The sequence below is a fragment of the Actinomadura bangladeshensis genome, from assembly GCF_004348335.1.
Classification (GTDB): Bacteria; Actinomycetota; Actinomycetes; order Streptosporangiales; family Streptosporangiaceae; genus Spirillospora; species Spirillospora bangladeshensis.
Map to the genome: position 1 here is coordinate 1 of NZ_SMJW01000157.1, position 19,163 is coordinate 19,163.

20 protein-coding genes are annotated in these 19,163 nt (G+C 71.8%); 11 read left to right on the forward strand and 9 right to left on the reverse strand.

The features are described from left to right. Positions 1 to 150 precede the first annotated feature (150 nt). The 4 genes from E1284_RS26350 to E1284_RS26365 form a co-directional block, all read right to left on the reverse strand. Complete coding sequence (locus E1284_RS26350; protein WP_131942824.1) at positions 151 to 336, reverse strand: hypothetical protein; 186 nt, start codon at positions 334 to 336, stop codon at positions 151 to 153. 133 nt (positions 337 to 469) lie between these two features. Further along, on the reverse strand, positions 470 to 1,588 hold the full coding sequence (locus E1284_RS26355; RefSeq protein WP_131942825.1) for a chymotrypsin family serine protease: 1,119 nt from the start codon (positions 1,586 to 1,588) through the stop codon (positions 470 to 472). 58 nt (positions 1,589 to 1,646) lie between these two features. Beyond that, positions 1,647 to 2,039 (reverse strand): hypothetical protein, encoded by a 393-nt coding sequence (locus tag E1284_RS26360; protein WP_131942826.1) that lies wholly within the window; start codon positions 2,037 to 2,039, stop codon positions 1,647 to 1,649. A gap of 180 nt (positions 2,040 to 2,219) precedes the next feature. Continuing rightward, a complete protein-coding gene (locus E1284_RS26365; RefSeq protein WP_131942827.1) occupies positions 2,220 to 2,909 on the reverse strand; it encodes a hypothetical protein in 690 nt (229 codons plus the stop codon). 482 nt (positions 2,910 to 3,391) lie between these two features. Between E1284_RS26365 and E1284_RS26370 the strand changes: the two genes are divergently transcribed. Beyond that, positions 3,392 to 4,294 (forward strand): tyrosine-type recombinase/integrase, encoded by a 903-nt coding sequence (locus E1284_RS26370; protein ID WP_165965440.1) that lies wholly within the window; start codon positions 3,392 to 3,394, stop codon positions 4,292 to 4,294. 103 nt (positions 4,295 to 4,397) lie between these two features. After that, positions 4,398 to 5,762 (forward strand): alkaline phosphatase PhoX, encoded by a 1,365-nt coding sequence (locus E1284_RS26375; protein WP_131942829.1) that lies wholly within the window; start codon positions 4,398 to 4,400, stop codon positions 5,760 to 5,762. Between the two features lie 44 nt (positions 5,763 to 5,806). Here E1284_RS26375 and coaA read toward each other — a convergent pair whose 3' ends face one another. Further along, positions 5,807 to 6,748 (reverse strand): type I pantothenate kinase, encoded by a 942-nt coding sequence (coaA, locus tag E1284_RS26380; RefSeq protein WP_131942830.1) that lies wholly within the window; start codon positions 6,746 to 6,748, stop codon positions 5,807 to 5,809. Between the two features lie 121 nt (positions 6,749 to 6,869). Between coaA and glmS the strand changes: the two genes are divergently transcribed. After that, positions 6,870 to 8,714 (forward strand): glutamine--fructose-6-phosphate transaminase (isomerizing), encoded by a 1,845-nt coding sequence (gene glmS, locus E1284_RS26385; RefSeq protein ID WP_131942831.1) that lies wholly within the window; start codon positions 6,870 to 6,872, stop codon positions 8,712 to 8,714. Between the two features lie 157 nt (positions 8,715 to 8,871). On the opposite strand, the gene E1284_RS26390 is transcribed toward glmS, so the two are convergent. The 3 genes from E1284_RS26390 to E1284_RS26400 all read right to left on the reverse strand — a co-directional run bounded on the left by E1284_RS26390 (position 8,872) and on the right by E1284_RS26400 (position 10,459). After that, a complete protein-coding gene (locus tag E1284_RS26390) occupies positions 8,872 to 9,078 on the reverse strand; it encodes a DUF397 domain-containing protein (RefSeq protein WP_131942832.1) in 207 nt (68 codons plus the stop codon). 258 nt (positions 9,079 to 9,336) lie between these two features. Then, a complete protein-coding gene (locus tag E1284_RS43235; RefSeq protein WP_165965441.1) occupies positions 9,337 to 9,558 on the reverse strand; it encodes a DUF397 domain-containing protein in 222 nt (73 codons plus the stop codon). A 40-nt stretch (positions 9,559 to 9,598) separates the two neighbouring features. After that, on the reverse strand, positions 9,599 to 10,459 hold the full coding sequence (locus E1284_RS26400) for a helix-turn-helix domain-containing protein (RefSeq protein ID WP_131942834.1): 861 nt from the start codon (positions 10,457 to 10,459) through the stop codon (positions 9,599 to 9,601). Positions 10,460 to 10,685: 226 nt separating this feature from the next. On the opposite strand from E1284_RS26400, the gene E1284_RS26405 reads away from it, so the two are divergent. The 8 genes from E1284_RS26405 to tsaD all read left to right on the forward strand — a co-directional run bounded on the left by E1284_RS26405 (position 10,686) and on the right by tsaD (position 18,812). Next, on the forward strand, positions 10,686 to 12,161 hold the full coding sequence (locus E1284_RS26405) for an NAD(P)H-hydrate dehydratase (protein WP_131942835.1): 1,476 nt from the start codon (positions 10,686 to 10,688) through the stop codon (positions 12,159 to 12,161). A 224-nt stretch (positions 12,162 to 12,385) separates the two neighbouring features. Then, a complete protein-coding gene (gene alr, locus E1284_RS26410; protein ID WP_131942836.1) occupies positions 12,386 to 13,510 on the forward strand; it encodes an alanine racemase in 1,125 nt (374 codons plus the stop codon). Between the two features lie 11 nt (positions 13,511 to 13,521). Continuing rightward, on the forward strand, positions 13,522 to 14,607 hold the full coding sequence (locus E1284_RS26415; protein ID WP_131942837.1) for an alpha/beta fold hydrolase: 1,086 nt from the start codon (positions 13,522 to 13,524) through the stop codon (positions 14,605 to 14,607). A gap of 5 nt (positions 14,608 to 14,612) precedes the next feature. Further along, the gene (gene tsaE, locus E1284_RS26420) at positions 14,613 to 15,074 is read left to right on the forward strand and encodes a tRNA (adenosine(37)-N6)-threonylcarbamoyltransferase complex ATPase subunit type 1 TsaE (protein ID WP_165965442.1); all 462 of its coding nucleotides are present in this window, start codon (positions 14,613 to 14,615) and stop codon (positions 15,072 to 15,074) included. 129 nt (positions 15,075 to 15,203) lie between these two features. After that, on the forward strand, positions 15,204 to 16,562 hold the full coding sequence (locus tag E1284_RS26425) for a hypothetical protein (RefSeq protein ID WP_131942838.1): 1,359 nt from the start codon (positions 15,204 to 15,206) through the stop codon (positions 16,560 to 16,562). Between the two features lie 59 nt (positions 16,563 to 16,621). Further along, positions 16,622 to 17,290 carry a tRNA (adenosine(37)-N6)-threonylcarbamoyltransferase complex dimerization subunit type 1 TsaB gene (tsaB, locus tag E1284_RS26430; RefSeq protein WP_131942839.1) on the forward strand — a complete coding sequence of 223 codons (669 nt, stop codon included), beginning with the start codon at positions 16,622 to 16,624 and terminating at the stop codon, positions 17,288 to 17,290. Beyond that, the gene (gene rimI, locus E1284_RS26435; protein WP_131942840.1) at positions 17,287 to 17,778 is read left to right on the forward strand and encodes a ribosomal protein S18-alanine N-acetyltransferase; all 492 of its coding nucleotides are present in this window, start codon (positions 17,287 to 17,289) and stop codon (positions 17,776 to 17,778) included. The genes tsaB and rimI overlap by 4 nt, the downstream gene beginning before the upstream one ends. Further along, a complete protein-coding gene (gene tsaD / locus E1284_RS26440) occupies positions 17,778 to 18,812 on the forward strand; it encodes a tRNA (adenosine(37)-N6)-threonylcarbamoyltransferase complex transferase subunit TsaD (RefSeq protein WP_207923962.1) in 1,035 nt (344 codons plus the stop codon). Before rimI ends, tsaD begins: the two co-directional genes overlap by 1 nt. Positions 18,813 to 18,816: 4 nt before the next feature. Here tsaD and E1284_RS26445 read toward each other — a convergent pair. Continuing rightward, positions 18,817 to 19,163: aminoglycoside phosphotransferase family protein (locus E1284_RS26445; protein WP_131942841.1), on the reverse strand; the 347-nt coding region annotated here is incomplete at its 5' end.

Genomic DNA, 19,163 nt, shown 5'->3' on the forward strand with positions numbered 1-19,163 from the left:
CGCCTGACCGACGTCCTGGCCACCCGCCCGGACGCCCCGTCCGCCTGACGGACGCCCGCCCGGGTGGCGGGTCGGCCCGGGTGCGTGTGGAAGCGGCGCCGGGGGTCGCCCGGCGCCGCAGGTTTCGGTTCCTCGTGGACGTGGGCCGTCTCAGTACGCCCTGTAGGGGCCTGTGACGATGGTGATCACGGGGAAGCCGTCCAGCTCCCGGGGCACCCTCCGCTTCACCGACAGGGTCCGGATGTGCACCCGGATCACCTCGGTTCCGTCCGCCCCGCGCCCGTGGTCGAGCCCTTCCACGCCGTCGATCGCCAGCAGCCGCTCCCGGTGCCGCACCAGCGCCTCCTCAATGGGAGAGCCGGGCGCCGCGGGCGGCGGCTCGAACGGGACCGGCACCCCTTCCGGAGGGCCGTCGGCACCACGCGGCCTACGCGGTTCTTCCTCGCTCACCGCAGCTTCCCCGTCCGCGTCAGTGGGTGTACAGGTCGATGTCGAGGGCGGCCACGACCCATGCCATCGGGTTGGCCGCGACGACCCCGCCCGCTCCGCCGAAGAGCAGACCCGTGGGATTCATGGTGTCCCAGGTGTAGACGCAGGATCCGGAGTCCCCGGCCTGGGCGAAGGGCGGCCCGCCCGGGTTCTCGATGGCGATCTGGTCGGCGAAGTAGGCGACCCCGTTCGCATACTGGAACCGGCACGAGAAGCGCGTCCCCGTGACGACTCCCTGCGTCAGCCCGGTGGTCCGGCCGGACTTGCGCACCGGCATCCCGGGCGTGGCCGCGACGAGCTGGCCACTGATGTTGAACAGCCGGACGCCCTCGTCGGTCTCGAACCCGATCTCGGGCCGCACCCGGTCGGGCCAGCACCACGCGGTGGCGCAGTCGACCGCGTTGGGGGCGCCGGTGAAGTCGATCGGGACGTAGTACTCCAGGAGCGCGATCTCGTCGTTCTGGCAGGTCCCGCCATCGGACATCCCGGGCTGGACGACGCAGTCCCCGATGCCGGTGCTGTTCGGATTGGCGAAGACGTGGGCGCAGCTCACCGCGAGCGTCCTGGTCCGGCGCTCGCCGCTCCTGCCCTTCGCCAGGCATCCGAGCGTCCCCGAACCCACCTGAAAATGGCTCGCGGAGAAACCGCCCGGGGCGGGCCGGACGCGCGAGGTGTTCGCCAGCGGCCTGAAGATCCCGGTCGTCACGACCCGGAGGGGCAGGTCCGCCGCGGAGCGGGCCGCCATGCCGTCCACGATCGCCACCCGCACGTCGTCGTGGGGTGCCGGCTCGGCGATGTAGACGGTGAGGACCTGCTCGCCGCGCCCGCTCCTGATGCCGTCGCCGCTCAGCCCGATGGCCACGCCCTGCACATTGTCCGGTCCTTCGATGCCGGGCGCGGCCCCGGACGCCGCCTGCTCGGCGACGCTCTCCTGGATGGCCGCGGCGATCTCGTCCCGCGCGGCCAGCACCCGGTGCGGAACGTCGACCGGCCCGGTCGCCGGCGCCGCCGGCGCCGAGAAGCCGCGCACCGGACCCGACGCGGCCAGTGCGTCGCCGGAAGGAACGGAAGAATGCTCATTCGGATTAGTCGAACTCATGATCAATACCTCGTCTCGATGGCAGCGCGGATGGTCGCATGCGACCCCCGGTGCAGGGTCAGGGGACGACCACGTAGACGCAGCCGGGATCGCTGCTCGCGCTGAGCTTCAATGCGTTCTGCACCGCCGCCGTCACCGTGTCGGCGTGATGCGGGTCCCGCGGGATCTGCAGGCTGTCCGCCAGGCAGATCACCGCGTATGTCGCGTTTCCTCCCTTCGCGCTGATCTGCTGGCCCCGGCCGTAGCAATGGCCGGTGTTGTCGACCACGTCGAAACCGAGGCCCTGATTGTCAATGCGGACGGGATTGCGCCCGGTGGAGGAAATGATGGTTCGCCCGGTGCGCCACAGGTCCGCGAAACCAATGCCGTCGGCCTGGTCGCCGATCTGCCTCCGGACGGTTCGATTGGTCTGGTCGAGCGTGCGCGGCCTGCCTTGCAGCAATTGCACCATTGTCTTCTCCTCTTCCGTGCTTTTCGATCCCGCAATGCCGTGTCGTTGCCCGGTGGGGGTGCCCGGTGCCCCGGTGTGATGGAACGGTGTGCGGACGGGCCGGGCAGGCCGTCCGGGGGCACCGGGCACGTAGGGAGATCGGCCGGCCCGTGCCGGCCGGCCGGTCAGCCGGTCGGCCGGTCAGCCGCTGACCGCCATCGGCGGGGTGTTCAGCACCGCCTTGGGGTCGACCGCCTCGCCGTTCGCGACGTGCCAGTTGTTCCTGTCGTCCAGGACCACGCTCTTCGCCTGGACCCCGTTGTCGTAGGAGATGAGCTGGGCGTTGGTGTACTGCGCCATGTCCAGCATCTGGGCCTTCTTCAGCTGCCCGGCGATGATGTAGAACCGCGGGTGCAGGGTGCCGCGCTGGGTGAGGTTGGGGCCCGCTTCGAGGACGCACGCCGGCTGCCCGTCGAGGGTGATGGCGAGCGAACTCGGCTGGACGCTGGGCGTCGGGACGGCGCCGGTGTTGGTGATCCACAGCTTGTCGTGCGCCGGGTCGGGTGCGTGGGCCACCGACCGGAGCAGGAAATCACCCTCGACGTAGTCGAACTCGGCGGCGCACAGGGCCTCCGAGGCCGGGTCGGCGTCGAGGGAGCCGTGCGCGCTCCACTGGTAGTTCTTGAGCGCGGCGCTCGCCGACCACGCGAACCCCCACGTCATGTTCCAGCTGAACACGTAGGTGTTCCCGGGGTGGATGACCTGGGTCAGCCACGCGGTGCTGAGGGCGCCGCCGTTGCGCGCCTCGGGCAGTTCCGCCACGATCGAAAACCTCGGGCTGCCCTGCGCGAGTTCCGAATAGTTGGTCACCGACATCGAGTAGGTGGTCATGCCTCCGCCTTTCTGAAGGGCGCGGCGACCGAGTGCCCCGCTGGCACTGCCGCTGTAATCGCCGCGCCCGGACTGCCGCTCATTCGCCGTCGCCCTTTCCAATGAACAGCGAATTCGCGATGGTCTTCGACCGGTCCTCACGCTACGCAGCAGAGCCATTGGCGAGAAACCAATGCATGGTAAAGCGATGTCCATGTCATTCGCATGCGAGTGCGCCGCCGGCCCGCCGAGACAGGGAATAATCCATTCCCTGTCATGAGGGGGCCGGAGATATCCGCGCGGTTAGTCCTATGCTGCTCGATAACAATTCCCCGGGGTTTGAGGTTTCCAATGCTCGGCGTCCGGGGAAGGTTTGAAGCCGGTGACCGCGGTCGCCCGCGGTGACTTAATATCAGCAATCGCAAGGAAGTGGACGCCTTGGACAGCGCTGCCACCGGTGCCCTGTCGAATCCTTTGTCGGCCGGCCGGGCGGAGAAATGATCATGGCCGCAGAAATGATCTTGACGGCCGATGTTCCATTGGGACGGGCGGCCGGGGCATTTCTCGTCCGGCGGGACCTCGACGCCGACACCGTCCGGTCCTACGGGCAGACGATGCGGTGGCTGCGCCGGGAGTTCGGGGACGCCACGCCGCTCGCCGTGATGACCGCCGCGCGCGTCGCCGAGGCGTTCACCGCGGCGTGGGACGGATCGGCCGCCCGCACCTGGAACCGGCACCGCGCCACGCTGCGGTCGTTCACGGCGTGGGCCGTCCGGCGCGGGTGGGCGGTCTGCGACCTGGCCGCCGGCATCGAGCGGCGGCCCGAACCCCGCGGACGCACCCGCGCCCTCGACCGCGCGACCATCGCCGGCCTGCTGGAGCGCGGCGACGTCCCGCACCGCGAGACGACGTTATGGCGGCTGCTGTACGAATCGGCGGCCGGCGCCGACCGGGTGCTCTCGCTCGACGTCGACGACCTGGACCTCGTGAACGACCGCGGCCGCGTCGTCCGCGACGGCGTCGGCCGCTGGATCCGCTGGCAGGCGGGCACCACGCGCCGGCTCGTCACCCTGGTGGACGGACGCCGGCGCGGGCCCGTCTTCCTCGCCGACCGGCGGCCGGCCCCGGCGCGGATGCCCGCCGCGTCCGACCTGTGCCCCGTCACGGGGCGGGGCCGGCTCTCCTACGAGCGCGCGCAGTACCTCTTCAAGCGGGCCACGCGGGACGTGGACCCGTCCGGGCGCGGCTACACGCTGCACCAGCTGCGCCACTCCAGGCTGACCCATCTCGGTGAGGACGGGTGGACGGCACCGATGCTCATGAGCCTGTCCGGCCACGACAGCATCCGGACCCTGGTGGGCTATGTCGCTCCACACGCCGCGGACGAGCCGCCCCCGACCGGATGAGCGCGGATCCGCGGCCTGTCGAGGTGTGCCGTATCCCGCCGGTGTGACCCGTGTTACAACGGCTGGAAGGTCGTCGATCGTCCAGACCAGGGAGTGTGCACCCATGTCAGTCACGCGCCGCCGGCTCCTGGCGGGGACGGGCGCGGTGGGGGCGGGCATCGCCTTCACCGGCGCCGTCGAGCAGCTGTTCGCCGGGAGCGCCGCCGCCGCGCCCGCCGGCCGCCACGACGGGTACGGGCCGCTCGTGCCCGACCCGGACGGCCTGCTGGACCTGCCGCGCGGGTTCCGCTACACCGTCCTGTCCCGGGAGGGCGAGCCGCTGCGCTCGGGGGAGGGCGCCGTGCCGAGCCACTGCGACGGCATGTCGGCCTTCCCGGGACGCGGCCGGACGTGGCTCGTCCGCAACCACGAGAACCGTCCTGACGCCGAGCACCGGGTGCCGCCGGTCGAGGGCGTCACCTACGACCCCGGGGGCCTCGGCGGCTGCACCGCGCTGGAGGTCGACCACGCCGGGCGCGTACGCACCGAGCGGGTCGCCATCGCCGGGACGGCCGTCAACTGCGCCGGCGGCCCGACCCCCTGGCACACGTGGCTGACCTGCGAGGAGACCGAGGACAAGGCGGGCACCGGGAACTACACCAAGGACCACGGGTTCATCTTCGAGGTCGACCCGTACCGGCAGGACCGGACCGTCCCCGAGCCGCTGACCGCGATGGGCCGGTTCCAGCACGAGGCGATCGCCGTCGACCCGCGCGACGGGACGGTCTACGAGACTGAGGACGCGTTCGAGAAGCCGTTCGGGCTGTTCTACCGGTTCCTGCCGGAGAAGCCGCGCGGCGGGTTCGGCAGCCTACGGGCCGGGGGCCGCCTCGAAGCGCTCTGCGTCCCCGACGTCCCCGACCTGTCGGTCATTCAGGAGCCCGGCACCGTGTTCGACCGCGTCGAGTGGAAGGAGGTGCCCGACCCCCTGGCGAAGGAGACCGCGATCCGGTTCCAGGACTTCGGGCCAGGCGGCATCACGCACGCGCAGAAGCTGGAGGGCTGCTACTGGGGCGGCGACCGCGTCTACTTCGTGTCGAGCTTCGCGAAGACGGCGGACGGCTCGCGCGCCGACCACTTCGGGCAGGTGTGGTCGTACGAGCCGCGCCGCCGCCGCCTCACCCTTGTGATCGTGTTCGGCCCCGGCACCGACGTCCAGAAGCCCGGCGAATCGCCCGACAACATCTGCCTGGCGCCGCAGGGCGGCCTGATGGTCTGCGAGGACGGCAACGGCGCGCAGCACGTGTTCGGCGTGTCCCGCCGCCGCACGGTCTACCCGATGGCCCGCAACCGGCAGAACATCGGCACGGAGGACGAGCCCGAATGGGGCGAGTTCGCCGGCGTCACGTTCTCCCCGGACGCCAGAACGATGTTCGTCAACGTCTACACCCCGGGCACGACCTTCGCCGTGACCGGCCCCTGGCGCTGACCCCGCCCCGCCAGATGCGGCGTGCCGTCAGACCCGGCGTGTCGTCAGATACGGCGCAGGCGGACGCGCTGGACGCAGTGTTCGCGGTCCTTGTGCAGGACGAGGGTGGCGCGGGCGCGTGTCGGCAGGATGTTGGAGACGAGGTTGATCTCGTTGACGTCCCGCCACACGCGCTGCGCGAACGCGGCGGTCTCGTCCTCGTCCAGTTCGTGGGCGTACTTGTGGAAGTACGAGCGCGGGTCGGTGAACGCGGTGCGGCGCAGCGCGAACAGCCGGTCGATGTACCACTGCCGGATGTCCTCGACCCGCGCGTCCACGTAGATGGAGAAGTCGAAGAAGTCCGACACGCCGAGGGTGCCGGCGGGCGGCGCCTGCAGGACGTTCAGCCCCTCGACGATCAGGATGTCCGGCCGCCGGACGGTCTGCGCCGCGTCCGGCACGATGTCGTACTCCAGGTGCGAGTACACCGGGATCGTCGCCTGCGCCGCGCCCGCCTTGATCTCGGACACGAACCGGACGAGGGCGCGCCGGTCGTAGGACTCCGGGAACCCCTTGCGGTCCATGAGCCCGCGCTCGGACAGGACGGCGTTCGGGTACAGGAAGCTGTCGGTCGTCACCAGCTCCACGCTCGGGTGCTCCGGCCAGCGGGCCAGCAGCGTGCGCAGCAGCCGCGACGTCGTCGACTTGCCGACCGCGACGCTGCCCGCCACCCCGATGATGAACGGGGTGGGCGCCACCTCGCCGCCGAGGAAGCCGCTGACGGTGTCGCGGAGCCGCCCGTCCCCCAGGAAGAACAGGTTGAGCAGCCGGGACAGCGGCAGGTAGACCTCCTCGACCTCGGTGATGTCGATCGGGTCCTTCAGGCCGCGCAGCGCCTCCAGCTCACCGGGCGTGAGCGGCAGCGGCGTGCTCTCCCGGAGGCCGCGCCAGGCGTCGCGGGAGAGTTCCACGTAAGGGCTCGGCACGCTGTCCCATCCGTCCGTCATGGCTGAACACTACGGGGCGGTTCAGCCGGTTACCGGGTTTTCACCGGCCGTTCACGCTAGCGGGACGGCCCGCGCCGCCTGCGGGTAGGTCCCGGCCCGGACACCGAATAGAGTTGCCGCCATGTGCGGAATCGTGGGGTACGTAGGCGGCCGGCCGGCGCTCGACGTCGTCGTCGAGGGGCTGGCGAGGCTGGAGTACCGCGGCTACGACTCGGCCGGAGTGGCCGTGCTGGCCGACGGGAAGCTGGCGACGGCGAAGCGCGCGGGCAAGCTCGCGAACCTGCGGGGCGCCCTGGAGGAGGAGCCGCCGCCCGCCGGGACGCTCGGCATGGGGCACACCCGGTGGGCGACGCACGGCCCGCCGACCGACCGGAACGCGCACCCGCACGTCGACTGCACCGGGTCCGTCGCGGTGATCCACAACGGGATCATCGAGAACTTCGCCGAGCTGCGCGCCGAGCTGGAGGAGGGCGGGCACGGCCTCGCGTCCGACACCGACACCGAGGCCGTCGCGCACCTGCTGGAGGACGAGCTGAAGTCGGGCGGCGGCCTCGCCGACGCCATGCGCCGCGTCTGCCTCCGGCTGGAGGGCGCGTTCACGCTGGTCGCCGTGCACACCGGCAACCCCGACCTGGTCGTCGGGGCGCGCCGCAACTCGCCGCTCGTCGTCGGCGTCGGGGACGGCGAGAACTTCCTCGCCAGCGACGTCGCCGCGTTCATCGCGCACACCCGCGACGCGATCGAGCTCGGCCAGGACCAGGTCGTCGAGCTGCGCGCCGAGGGCGTGGCGGTCACCGACTTCGATGGCCGCCCCGCCGAGGTGAAGCACTACCACGTCGACTGGGACGTGTCCGCCGCCGAGAAGGGCGGCTACGACTACTTCATGCTCAAGGAGATCGCCGAGCAGCCGCGCGCCGTCGCCGACACGCTGCTCGGCCGGATCGGCTCCGACGGGCGGCTGCACCTGGACGAGATGCGCATCTCCGACCGGGAGCTCCGCGAGGTCGACAAGATCATCATCGTGGCGTGCGGGACGTCCTACCACGCGGGCCTGATCGCCAAGTACGCCATCGAGCACTGGGCCGGGCTGCCCTGCGAGGTGGAGCTGGCGAGCGAGTTCCGCTACCGCGACCCGATCCTGTCGCCGACGACGCTGGTCATCGCGATCTCCCAGTCGGGCGAGACGATGGACGCGCTGATGGCCGTCCGGCACGCCCGCGAGCAGAAGGCCAAGCTGCTCGGCATCTGCAACGTCAACGGCTCCACGCTGCCGCGCGAGTGCGACGGCGTCCTCTACACGCACGCCGGGCCGGAGATCGCGGTCGCCTCCACCAAGGCGTTCCTCACCCAGCTCGTCGCCGTCTACCTGATCGCGCTGTACCTGGCGCAGGTGCGCGGCACCAAGTGGGGGGACGAGGTGTTCGCGATGGTCCAGCTCCTGGAGCGGATGCCGGAGAAGGTCGACAAGGTCCTGGAGACCATGGAGCCGGTCCGCGAGCTGGCGCGGTCGCTGGCGGGCGAGCACTGCGTGCTGTTCCTCGGCCGCCACGTGGGCTTCCCGGTGGCCCTGGAGGGCGCGCTGAAGCTCAAGGAGCTCGCCTACATGCACGCCGAGGGCTTCGCCGCCGGCGAGTTGAAGCACGGGCCGATCGCGCTGATCGAGGAGAACCTGCCCGTCGTCGTCGTGGTGCCGCCGCGCGCCCGGGACGTCCTGCACGACAAGATCGTGTCGAACATCCAGGAGATCCGGGCCCGCGGCGCCCGGACGATCGTCATCGCCGAGGAGGGCGACGAGTCGGTCGAGCCGTACGCGGACACGCTGATCCGTGTCCCGGCGGTCCCGACCCTGCTGCAGCCGCTGGTGACGACCGTCCCGCTGCAGGTCTTCGCCTGCGAACTGGCGACGGCGAAGGGCCACGACGTCGACCAGCCCCGCAACCTCGCCAAATCCGTCACCGTCGAGTAAGCGAATTCTTCCGGGCGCGGCGTTCCCCGAAGCGGGTAACGGTCGGCGGCGGCCCCGCGACCCGGAAGCAATTCTCGCGCCGTTGTGAGAATCTCAGACCGATGCAATTTGCGGTGTCGGTTTCGGGGTTGCTTTCAGTGCCGTCCTCAGTGCCGCCTCAGGCGCGGTCGAAACGGCCGGCCTTCGCGGCCCGGGTGAACGCGCGCCATTCGGCGAGGTCGAAGGCGAGACGTGCGGAAACGTCCTCGGTGTCGCGTACGGATACGGCGTCGCCGTCCAGCCGGGCGACCTCGACACAGCCGTTGCTGGCGCCGCATCGGGTGCTCCTTCTCCACTGTCCGGGCGGTGTCGCGTGGAAACTCATTCCGGCTCCCTGCATGAAAGTTGCCTTGAACTCGGCCGCGCTGCCGGTGGGTCAAGCACACGGTAACAAGATCGCAAAAAACGCCTGATCACGAACGGGTGGCGCGGTACCCGTGTGACAGGCGCGGTCAGGAAGGCGCAGAGTTTCCGGTGGGGCGGCGAAGAGCCGGGTCGGACGTGGGACCCGGCTCGTTCGGCGTGGCCCTCCGTCCCGCCCTCGTGAGGCGGCGGAGGGGCTCAGCGGCGCGTCAGCGCCGCCTCATCGGCGCAGGTCGAATTCGCCCTTCTTGGCTCGTTCGAGGAAGTCCAGCCACTCTCCGTGCGAGAACGACAGGACCGGGCTCTGCGCGCCGTGCTTGGCATCGCGCGCGCCGATGGAAGGGGACGAATCGAACAGCGCGGCGATTTCGACGCACGTGTTGCTCGCCCCGCAGTGGGCGCTTCTCCTCCATTGTGGAGCAGCAGTGGCGAAAGGGGACACTCGGTGCCTTTCACAAGGATTGAGCCCCTCCGCGGACCCGTCACCAGGCGTCTTTGGCCGCGGCGATGCGGCGCCGGGATTCGTCGGCGTCCAGCGCCTGGCCCGCCAGGCTTGAATAGGCGAGCCTGTACATATAGGTAACAGCCTCATCCGCAAAGTGGCTGATTGTCAGGGATTCCACGTGCACGATATCAGGGAAAAGGATGTCATGCACAGGTGAGAATTCCAGAAGGATAAACGATTCGGCCAACACCGAGTGTGCGATCCCCAAGGGCAGGATCTGCACGGTCACGTTCGGCAGCCCGGTCATCCGGTACAGATGTTCGAGCTGCTCGCGCATGACCTTCTGGTCCCCGATCAGGCGCTGCAGAACCGCCTCGTCGAGCACCGCCGACAGTTCCAGCGGGCGCGGGCCGTCCAGCAGCTCGCGCCGCCGCATTCGCACGTCCAGCCGGCGTTCCAGTTCCTGCGGCGGCAGCGTGGCGAGATCGCTCCAGCCCCCGATCACGTGCCGCGCGTAGTTCTCCGTCTGCAGCAGCCCGGGAAAGACGGTGCTGCCCCATTCCCTGGCGGCCGTGGCCTCGGACTCCAAGGCGATGAAATCCGCGAGCGGGCTCGGCAGGTCGCGGTACTCCTCCCACCAGCCGCGCTGGGCCGCGTCCTGGGCCAGGGAGATCAGGTCCGCGTCTCGGGGGCCGTCGATCTCGTACAGTTCCAGCAGCCGCCGCACGTCGTCGATCTTCGCGCCGGTCCGCGCGTTCTCGATGCGGCTGACCTTGGCGGTGGACCAGCCGAGCCGGTCGGCGACCTCGTCTCCGGTGAGACCCCTGCGCTCGCGCAGCCTCCGGAGCTCGGCGGCGAGCCGCCGCTGCCGGACGGAGGGACCTCGGGAAGTGCTCATTGCTCGGGCCTCTCCAGTCCCGGCGGACTGATCTGGGCGCATTCTGCCGCACCGGGGTGCCGCAGTGCGAATACATCGGAGCGGATGAGGAAGATTCTACGGCCGATGATTCTTTTGCGCACATGACACCGAAACTTGCAGCGCAAGGTACAAATCGCTGCTGCGGAGGGTTGCGCGGCGCATTCCCGTGGCACGCTGTCCGTATGATCGACTTGGGGAGCCGGGCATGAGGTACGCGCACGAGGTCGGCAAGGTGCGGGCGGCGGAGAGCGCGCTGATGGCCAGACTCCCGGACGGCGCCCTCATGCAGCGCGCCGCCGCCGGTCTCGCCTCCGTCTGCGCCCGCCTCCTGCCCGCCGTGTACGGGTCCCGCGTCGTCCTCCTCGTCGGCGGCGGCGACAACGGCGGCGACGCCCTCTACGCCGGGGCCCGGCTCGCCCGGCGCGGCGCCCGCGTGCACGCCTTCCAGGCCGGCTCCACGATCCACGAAGGCGGGCTGGACGCCCTGCGCGCCGCCGGAGGGCGCCTCCTGCCGGGCGCAGAGGAGGGCGAGATCGCCGCCGCCGACCTGATCATCGACGGCCTCACCGGCATCGGCGGCACCGGCGGGCTCCGCGACCCGCACGCCCGCTACGCCGCGCTCGCCTCCGCGTCCGCCGCCCTCGTCGTCGCCTGCGACGTGCCGAGCGGCGTGGACGCGAGCACCGGGCGCGTCGAGGGCGCCGCCGTCCAGGCCGACGTCACCGTCACGTTCGGGACGCACAAGCCGGGCCTTCTCATCGACCCCGGCGCGTCCCACTGCGGAGTGGTCGAACTGGTCGACATCGGCCTCGGCCCCGACCTGCCCGACCCGGACGTCGTCGCACCCCGGCCCGCGGACGTCCAGCCGCCCGAGCCCGGCCCCGAATCCGACAAGTACCGGCGCGGCGTGGTCGGCATCCTGGCGGGCGGCGACGAGTTCACCGGCGCGGCCGTCCTGTGCACCGGCGGCGCCGTCCACGGCGGCGCGGGCATGGTCCGCTTCGCGTCGGTCGCCCATCCGGTGGAACTCGTCCGGCACCGCTGGCCGGAGGCCGTGACCACGGTCATCGAGCCCGGCCCGCACGGCGCCGAGGTCCTCGAACGCATCGGACGCGTCCAGGCGTGGGTCGTCGGCCCCGGCCTCGGCACCGACGCCGCCGCAGAGTCTCTGCTCGAAGCCGTCCTGACCACCGACCTGCCCGCCCTGGTCGACGCCGACGGCCTCACCGTCCTGTCCCGCCGCCGCGACCTGCTGCGCCGCGCCGCCCCGACCGTCCTCACCCCGCACGCGGGCGAGCTCTCCCGCCTGATCTCGGCCGACCGCGCCGACATCGAGGCCGCCCGCCTGGAGCACGTCCGGCGCGCCGCCGCCGAACTCTCCGCGACCGTCCTCCTCAAGGGCTCGACGACCCTGGTGGCGGAGGCCGACCGCCCCGTCCGCGCCAACCCGACCGGCACCCCCCGCCTGGCGACGGCCGGCACCGGCGACGTCCTCTCCGGCCTGATCGGCGCCCTCTTGGCCGGCGGCCTCCCCGCTCTGGACGCGGCCGCCGCCGGCGCCTACCTCCACGGCCTCGCGGCCCGCCTGGCCGCCGCCCCGACCCCGGGGGCCGAATCCCCCATCAGCGCCTACGACGTCATCGAAGCCCTCCCCGCCGCCTTCCGCACCCTCGCCCACTGAGGGAAGGGGCACGCCGACACAAGCCACCGGCTCAGCCAAGCGCCGACCAAAAGCCGAGCCGCCGGGCGAGACGGAGCGCCACCTCGTTGATCTGCGGCGTGTTGTTGCTTTCGACGCGCTCATAACAACAACACGCCGCAGGTCAACGAGTGCGGTGGACCTGGTGGACACCGCCCGGCGTCTGATGCCGAGGGTGATGCAATCGATACTGCAAACTGGGTGTCATGAAGGTTCCTGCGGAGGCGCGCGTCGACCTGGGCGCCATCGGCGACAACATCGGGGTGCTGCGCGAGCGGGCCGGGGGCGCCGAGGTCATGGCCATGGTGAAGGCCGAGGCGTACGGGCACGGGCTGGTGGAGGCGGCGCGGGCCGCGCTCGCCGGCGGCGCGTCCTGGCTCGGGGTCGCGAAACTCGCCGAGGCGCTGCGGCTGCGCGACGCGGGCCTCACCGTCCGGACGCTGGTCACCCTCGGCGTCCCGGGCGAGCCGTACGAGGAGGCCGTCGCGCGGGACGTCGACCTGACCGTGGGCGCGATCTGGCTGCTGGACGAGGTCGTCCAGGCGGCGGAGCGGACCGGGCGGCAGGCCCGGGTGCACCTCAAGGCCGATACGGGCATGTCGCGGGGCGGCGTCAGCGGCGCCGAGTGGGAGGCGCTGGTCGACGCGGCGCTGAAGGCGGAGGCCGCCGGGCCGGTCCGGGTGGCCGGGGTCATGTCCCACTTCGCCTGCGCGGACGAGCCGGGCCACCCGTCGATCGCGGCGCAGATCGCCGCGTTCACCGACATGGTCGCCTACGCGGAGAAGGCGGGGGCGCGGTTCGAGGTCCGGCACCTGGCGAACTCGGCGGCGACGCTGACGCTTCCGGAGGCGCGGTTCGACCTCGTCCGGCCCGGGATCGCGACCTACGGGCTGACGCCGGTGCCGCGGCTCGGCGCGTTCGGGCTGCGGCCCGCGATGACGCTGGTGGCGGACGCGGCGCTGGTCAAGCGGGTCCCGGCAGGCCGCGGAGTGTCATACGGTCACACGTACACCACGCGAGAGGCCACCAACCTGGCCGTGGTGCCCGTGGGGTACGGCGACGGGATCCCCAGGCACGGGTCCAACCTCCTGGAGGTCCTCGCGGGTGGGCGCCGCAGGACGATCGCCGGGCGGGTCTGCATGGACCAGTTCGTCATCGACCTCGGCGACGACCGGCTGTCGGCGGGGGACGAGGTCATCCTGTTCGGGCCGGGCGACCGGGGCGAGCCGACCGCGCAGGAGTGGGCGGACGCCCTGGGCACGATCTCCTATGAGATCGTCACCCGCATCGGGTCCCGGGTGCCGAGGGCGTATCCGGGCCGGGCCTTGTAGGGGGCACGTGCATGGACAGCAGCAGCAGGCGGCGCCGGCTCGGCATCGCCGGCGTCGTCGCCGGCGTGGGCGCGGCGGGGGTGGGCGCGGCCGTCGGGCTGCGGCACTTCGCCGTCGGCCGGGTGCGGCTGCGGCCCGATCCGGACGCGGGCGAGCCGTTCGGCGCGCTGCGCGGGCGGGAGCTGACCGTCGAGGCCGATGACGGCGTCCCGCTGCACGTCGAGGTGGACGGCCCCGACGACGCCCCCCTCACCCTCGTCTTCTGCCACGGCTACACCCTCAACCAGGACTCCTGGCACTACCAGCGGCGCGATCTCCAGGGCGCGCTGCGGATGGTGTTCTGGGACCAGCGCAGCCACGGCCGCTCCGGGCGCGGGGCGCTGGAGCGCGCGACGATCGAGCAGACCGGCGACGACCTGTTCGCGGTGCTGAAGGCGACGGTCGGCCCGGACGACCCGGTGGTGCTCGTCGGGCACTCCATGGGCGGGATGTCGATCATGGCGCTGGCCGACCGGCATCCGGAGCTGTTCGACCGGCAGGTCGTGGGCGCCGCGCTGGTCAACACGTCCTGCGGCGACCTGGCGGAGATGACGCTGGGGCTGCCGCTGGTGGTGGCCAAGGTCGTCCGGCCGCTGGCGCCCGGGACGCTGCGCGGCCTCGGCCGCCGCGCCGACCTCGTGGAGAAGGCCCGCGGGCTCGGCGCCGACCTCGCGTTCGTCGTCACCCGGAAGATGGCGTTCGCCGACAAGTACGTCAGCCCGTCCGTCGTCGACTTCCTGGAGCAGATGATCAGGGCGACGCCGATCGACGTGATCGCGGAGTTCTACCCGGCGCTGATGGTCCACGACAAGGCCGGGTGCCTGGGCGTCCTCGGCAAGGTGCCCGCGGTGGTGCTGGTCGGCGGACGGGACCGGCTGACCCCGCCCGAGCACGGCCGGCGCATCGCGGCGGCGCTGCGGGAGGCGGAACTGGTAGAGGTGGAGGTGGCCGGGCACGTGCTGCCGCTGGAGTATCCGGGGGTGGTGACCGGCGGCCTGCGGCGGCTGATCGCCCGGGTCCGGCCGGACCACGAGCAGGAGGAGGAGCGCACAGCGTGAACGCGATCACCGTTGACGTCCCGACCGCGGCGGACATGCACGAGTTGGGGCTGCGGCTCGCCGCCGTGCTCCGGGCGGGCGACCTGCTCGTCATGACCGGGCATCTCGGCGCCGGCAAGACGACCCTCACCCAGGGGATCGGCGAGGGCCTGAAGGTGCGGGGGCCGATCACCTCGCCGACGTTCGTCATCGCGCGGGTGCATCCGTCACTCGCCGGCGGCCCCCCGCTCGTGCACGTGGACGCCTACCGGCTGGGCGGTTTCGCGGAACTGGACGATCTCGATCTCGACGCGTCCGTCGACGAATCGGTGACGATCGTGGAATGGGGAGAAGGACTCGCGGAGGGCCTTGCCGACGACCGGCTGGAAGTGATCATTTCGCGCGGGGACGGGCCCGGTGAAGATCGTCAAGTAAGGATCGTCGGGGTCGGTCATCGCTGGTCCGACCTGGAACTCCGCGCCGTCTGAGGGCCCGCGGGCAACTTCGCCGTTTTTTGCCATCCAGGATGGACCACTTTACGGCTACATGTCGTACTCTTTGCCGGAACAAGCCTCACCTACGCGACATATCGATTTCCTCAACAGGAGTGGGAACCGGTGAGTGGTAGCCATCGCAGCGGTAGTGACCGCGACAGCTACCGCGGTTCGGGCGATGGCCAAGGGCCAGGCGGTGGTTACCGGCCGGACGGCGGTGGATACGGCACGGGCCGCGACGAGTACGAGCCGTACCCGGGACGGGACTCCGGAAGCACCTCGGGAACGAGCGGTTACGAGCCCGGCAAGTACGGCACCGGCTCCTACGAGACCGGCAAGTACAGCACCGGCGGTTACGAGACGGGCAAGTACGGCACCGGCGGTTACGAGACCGGCGGTTACGGATCGGGCGGGCACCCGTCCGGGCAGTCGGGTAGCGGCCCCTACCAGAGGGACGGCGGCCTCTACCAGCGCGACTCCGGCCCGTACCAGCAGCCGGGTTCCGGCCAGTACCCGCCGGAGCCGGGCTCGTACGAGCGGGAGTCCGCTCCGTACCGGCGGGAGGCGAGCCCCTACCAGCGGGGCGACGACCCGTACCAGCGCGACAGCGGGCCCTACCGGCGCGAGACGGGCCCGTACCAGGCCGGCAGCGGCGGCTACCGCTCCGAGAGCGGCGGCTACGGGACCGACACCGGCGGCTACCGGACCGGCGGCGGTGGGCGCCGCACCGGGTCCGGCGGTTACCGGTCCGACACCGGCGGCTACCGCACCGGCAGTCACCGGGTGGCGCGCGAGCGCGGCGGCGGACGGCGCTGGGGCGTCATCCTCGGCGGCATCGTCGCCGGTATCGGCGTCTGCGTCCTCGCGGTGGTCGTCATCCTCGGCGGCGTCGGCGCGAGCGGCGACAAGGACGGCGGCGACATCGTCGGCAGCGGCGCCGCCGAGAGCTCCCCGACGGCGAAGGGCGAGCGCGCCCTCGTCCCCGACTCCTGCACGATCGTCGGCCAGGACCTGATCGACCGGCTGGCGCCGGGCTCCGAGCGCACCCAGGCCGACAACTACCAGAGCAGCGAGCGGCAGAACCAGTGCGTGTGGGGCGCCTACGCGGGCGACACCAAGCGCCAGCTCACCGTCGAGCTGCGGGCGATCGCCGGCAGCGCCGACGAGACGCCCACCGACACCGCGACCAAGACGTTCACGTCCGAGCGCAGCGCGGACGAGTCCGGCAAGGCGCTGCTGCCCGGCCAGAAGCTCACCGACAAGCTCCGCCTCAAGGACGTCGGCGACGACGGGTACATCGTCTACAGCGTGGACGGCAAGCAGGGGGCCGGGGAGGCCGTCGGCAACATCCGGCTGGCGAACGTCCTGATCACGATCCACTACTCGGGCTCCGACGACGGCGACCCGCTCTCGTCCAAGGCCGCGACCGACGGCACCACCGAGGTGGCGAAGGCCGTGATCGAAGCCCTCAACCAGGGGTGAACCGGAACAAGTCGGGAGCCGAACCAGCGGCGCCCGCCTGACCGGTAGGCTTACAACCCGTGCTGGTCTTGGCTTTCGATACCGCGACCGCCGCGATCACCGTGGCGCTGTACGAGTGGATTCCGGGTGAGGGCGCCGTGCCGCGCGGCGTGGCCGAGGCGGTCGACCGGCGCAGGCATACCGAGTTGCTCACGCCGTCCATCGCGCAGGTGATGGCGGAGGCCGGTGCCGCGCCGGGCGACCTCAGTGCGATCGCCGTCGGCGTCGGGCCCGGCCCCTACACGGGTCTGCGCGTCGGTCTCGTCACCGCGCGCTCCATGGGCGAGGTCCTGAGCATCCCCGTGCACGGGGTCTGCACCCTGGACATCATCGCCTGGGCCACCGGCCGGGACGAGCCGTTCGTCGTCGCCACCGATGCCCGCCGCAAAGAGGTCTACTGGGCGCGGTACGACTCGGCCCGCGCCCGCGCCACCGAGCCCGCGGTGGGCCCGCCGTCGGGCGTCCCGCAAGGGCTGCCCGTCGTCGGTGAGGGCGGCGCCCTCTACCCGGAGATCCTCGGCGACTCCGGCCACGAACCCCTGCTGCCGACCGCCGGCGCCCTCGCGGAGCTGACCGTCTCCCGCCTGGCCGGCCTCAAGGTGCCCGAACTCCTCCCGCCGGAGCCGCTCTACCTGCGCAGGCCGGACGCGAAGGAGCCCGGCCCCCGCAAGAAGGTGACTCCGGCATGACCGGCGTCGCCCTGCGCCCCATGACGGAAGCGGACCTTCCGGCCGTCCACCGCCTGGAGCGGGCCCTGTTCCCCGAGGACGCCTGGAGCGAGGAGATGCTCCGCGGCGAGCTCGCCGAGCAGCCCCGCACCCGGCACTACGTCGTCGCCGCGGAGCCGGACGGCGAGATCGTCGGCTACGCGGGCCTGGCGGCGGCCGGCGGGCAGGCCGACGTGCAGACCATCGGGGTGCGCGCCGACCGGCGCAAGAGCGGCGTCGGCGCGGCGCTGCTGACCGCGCTGCTGAACGAGGCCGTCCGCCGCAACAGCGAGGCGGTGTTCCTGGAGGTCCGCGCCGACAACGACGCCGCGCACCGCCTCTACGAGCGGTTCGGTTTCGTCAGGGTCGGCCTCCGCAAGCGCTACTACCAGCCCTCCGACGTGGACGCGATCGTGATGAGCCGCCCGCTCAACCGCCGTCCCGCCATGGGCTTCAATCGGGAGAAGTGATGATTCGGGACGAGCCGCTGGTGCTCGGCATCGAGACCTCGTGCGACGAGACCGGGGTCGGGATCGTGCGCGGACACACGCTGCTGGCGGACGCCATCGCCTCCAGCGTCGACCAGCACGCCCGGTTCGGCGGCGTCGTGCCGGAGGTCGCCTCGCGCGCGCACCTGGAGGCGATGGGGCCGACCATCGAACGCGCCCTCGCGGACGCCGGCGTCGCGTTCGCCGACGTCGACGCGTTCGCCGTGACCGCCGGCCCGGGCCTGCCGGGCGCGCTGATGGTCGGCGTCGCCGCCGCCAAGGCGTACGCGCTCTCCCTCGGCAAACCCCTCTACGGCGTCAACCACCTGGCCGCGCACGTGTGCGTCGACCAGCTCGAACACGGCCCGCTGCCCAAGCCGTGCGTGGCGCTGCTGGTGTCGGGCGGCCACTCCTCGATCCTGCTCGTCCCGGACGTGGCGGGCGACGTCCGGGCGCTCGGCAGCACCGTGGACGACGCGGCCGGCGAGGCGTTCGACAAGGTCGCGCGGGTCCTCGACCTCGGCTTCCCCGGCGGCCCGATCGTCGACCGCATGGCCCGCGAGGGCGACCCCGCCGCGATCGCGTTCCCGCGCGGCAAGTACAACGACGGCACCTACGACTTCTCGTTCTCCGGCCTGAAGACGGCGGTGGCCCGCTGGGTCGAGGCCAAGGAGCGGGTCGGCGAGCCCGTCCCCGTCCCGGACGTGGCCGCGTCCTTCCAGGAGGCCGTGGTCGACGTCCTGACCCGGAAGGCCCTGAAGGTCTGCAAGGACAACGACGTCCACGACCTGCTGATCGGCGGCGGCGTCGCCGCCAACTCCCGCCTCCGCGCCCTGGCCGCCGAACGCTGCGAGGCCGCAGGCGTCCGCCTCCGCGTCCCGCGCCCGAAACTCTGCACCGACAACGGCGCCATGGTCGCCGCCCTGGGCTCCGAACTGGTGGCCACCGGCCGCCCGCCATCGGACCTGGAACTACCGGCGGACTCCAGCCTCCCCATCGAGACCATCACCCTCTGACGGGTCAGCACTCCACCAGAAGGGTGGCCAGGTAGTCCTCGTAGAGGGGGACTTTGGCCTCGTCCATGGGGGTGTCGTGGTTTTCGGGGAGTAGGTCCAGGAGGCAGCGGATGTCCCAGTACGGGTCGTGGGCGTGGCCGCCGGAGACCTGGTCGAAGACCGACAGGAAGCGGTCGGCGACGGACGTGCCGTAGTGGAGGGCCAGGCCGCGGCGCATGCGGGCGATGTCGACGGCGACGGGGCCGGACGAGGCGTCCGACCAGTCGACGACGCCGGTGAGCTTGCCGTAGGACCACAGCGTGTTGTCGGCGTGGTAGTCGCGGTGGATGAAGCGGGCGGGCGCCTCGGGGG

What these genes read in the sequence shown, in the direction of transcription:
- E1284_RS26405 (WP_131942835.1), top strand. Translation starts at nt 10,686, where the DNA reads ATGAGGTACGCGCACGAGGTCGGCAAGGTGCGGGCGGCGGAGAGCGCG.
- E1284_RS26355 (WP_131942825.1), bottom strand. Translation starts at nt 1,588, where the DNA reads ATGAGTTCGACTAATCCGAATGAGCATTCTTCCGTTCCTTCCGGCGAC.
- rimI (WP_131942840.1), top strand. Translation starts at nt 17,287, where the DNA reads ATGACCGGCGTCGCCCTGCGCCCCATGACGGAAGCGGACCTTCCGGCC.
- E1284_RS26375 (WP_131942829.1), top strand. Translation starts at nt 4,398, where the DNA reads ATGTCAGTCACGCGCCGCCGGCTCCTGGCGGGGACGGGCGCGGTGGGG.
- E1284_RS26370 (WP_165965440.1), top strand. Translation starts at nt 3,392, where the DNA reads ATGGCCGCAGAAATGATCTTGACGGCCGATGTTCCATTGGGACGGGCG.
- glmS (WP_131942831.1), top strand. Translation starts at nt 6,870, where the DNA reads ATGTGCGGAATCGTGGGGTACGTAGGCGGCCGGCCGGCGCTCGACGTC.
- E1284_RS26365 (WP_131942827.1), bottom strand. Translation starts at nt 2,909, where the DNA reads ATGACCACCTACTCGATGTCGGTGACCAACTATTCGGAACTCGCGCAG.
- E1284_RS26360 (WP_131942826.1), bottom strand. Translation starts at nt 2,039, where the DNA reads ATGGTGCAATTGCTGCAAGGCAGGCCGCGCACGCTCGACCAGACCAAT.
- coaA (WP_131942830.1), bottom strand. Translation starts at nt 6,748, where the DNA reads ATGACGGACGGATGGGACAGCGTGCCGAGCCCTTACGTGGAACTCTCC.
- E1284_RS26390 (WP_131942832.1), bottom strand. Translation starts at nt 9,078, where the DNA reads ATGAGTTTCCACGCGACACCGCCCGGACAGTGGAGAAGGAGCACCCGA.
- E1284_RS26415 (WP_131942837.1), top strand. Translation starts at nt 13,522, where the DNA reads ATGGACAGCAGCAGCAGGCGGCGCCGGCTCGGCATCGCCGGCGTCGTC.
- alr (WP_131942836.1), top strand. Translation starts at nt 12,386, where the DNA reads ATGAAGGTTCCTGCGGAGGCGCGCGTCGACCTGGGCGCCATCGGCGAC.
- E1284_RS26400 (WP_131942834.1), bottom strand. Translation starts at nt 10,459, where the DNA reads ATGAGCACTTCCCGAGGTCCCTCCGTCCGGCAGCGGCGGCTCGCCGCC.
- tsaD (WP_207923962.1), top strand. Translation starts at nt 17,778, where the DNA reads ATGATTCGGGACGAGCCGCTGGTGCTCGGCATCGAGACCTCGTGCGAC.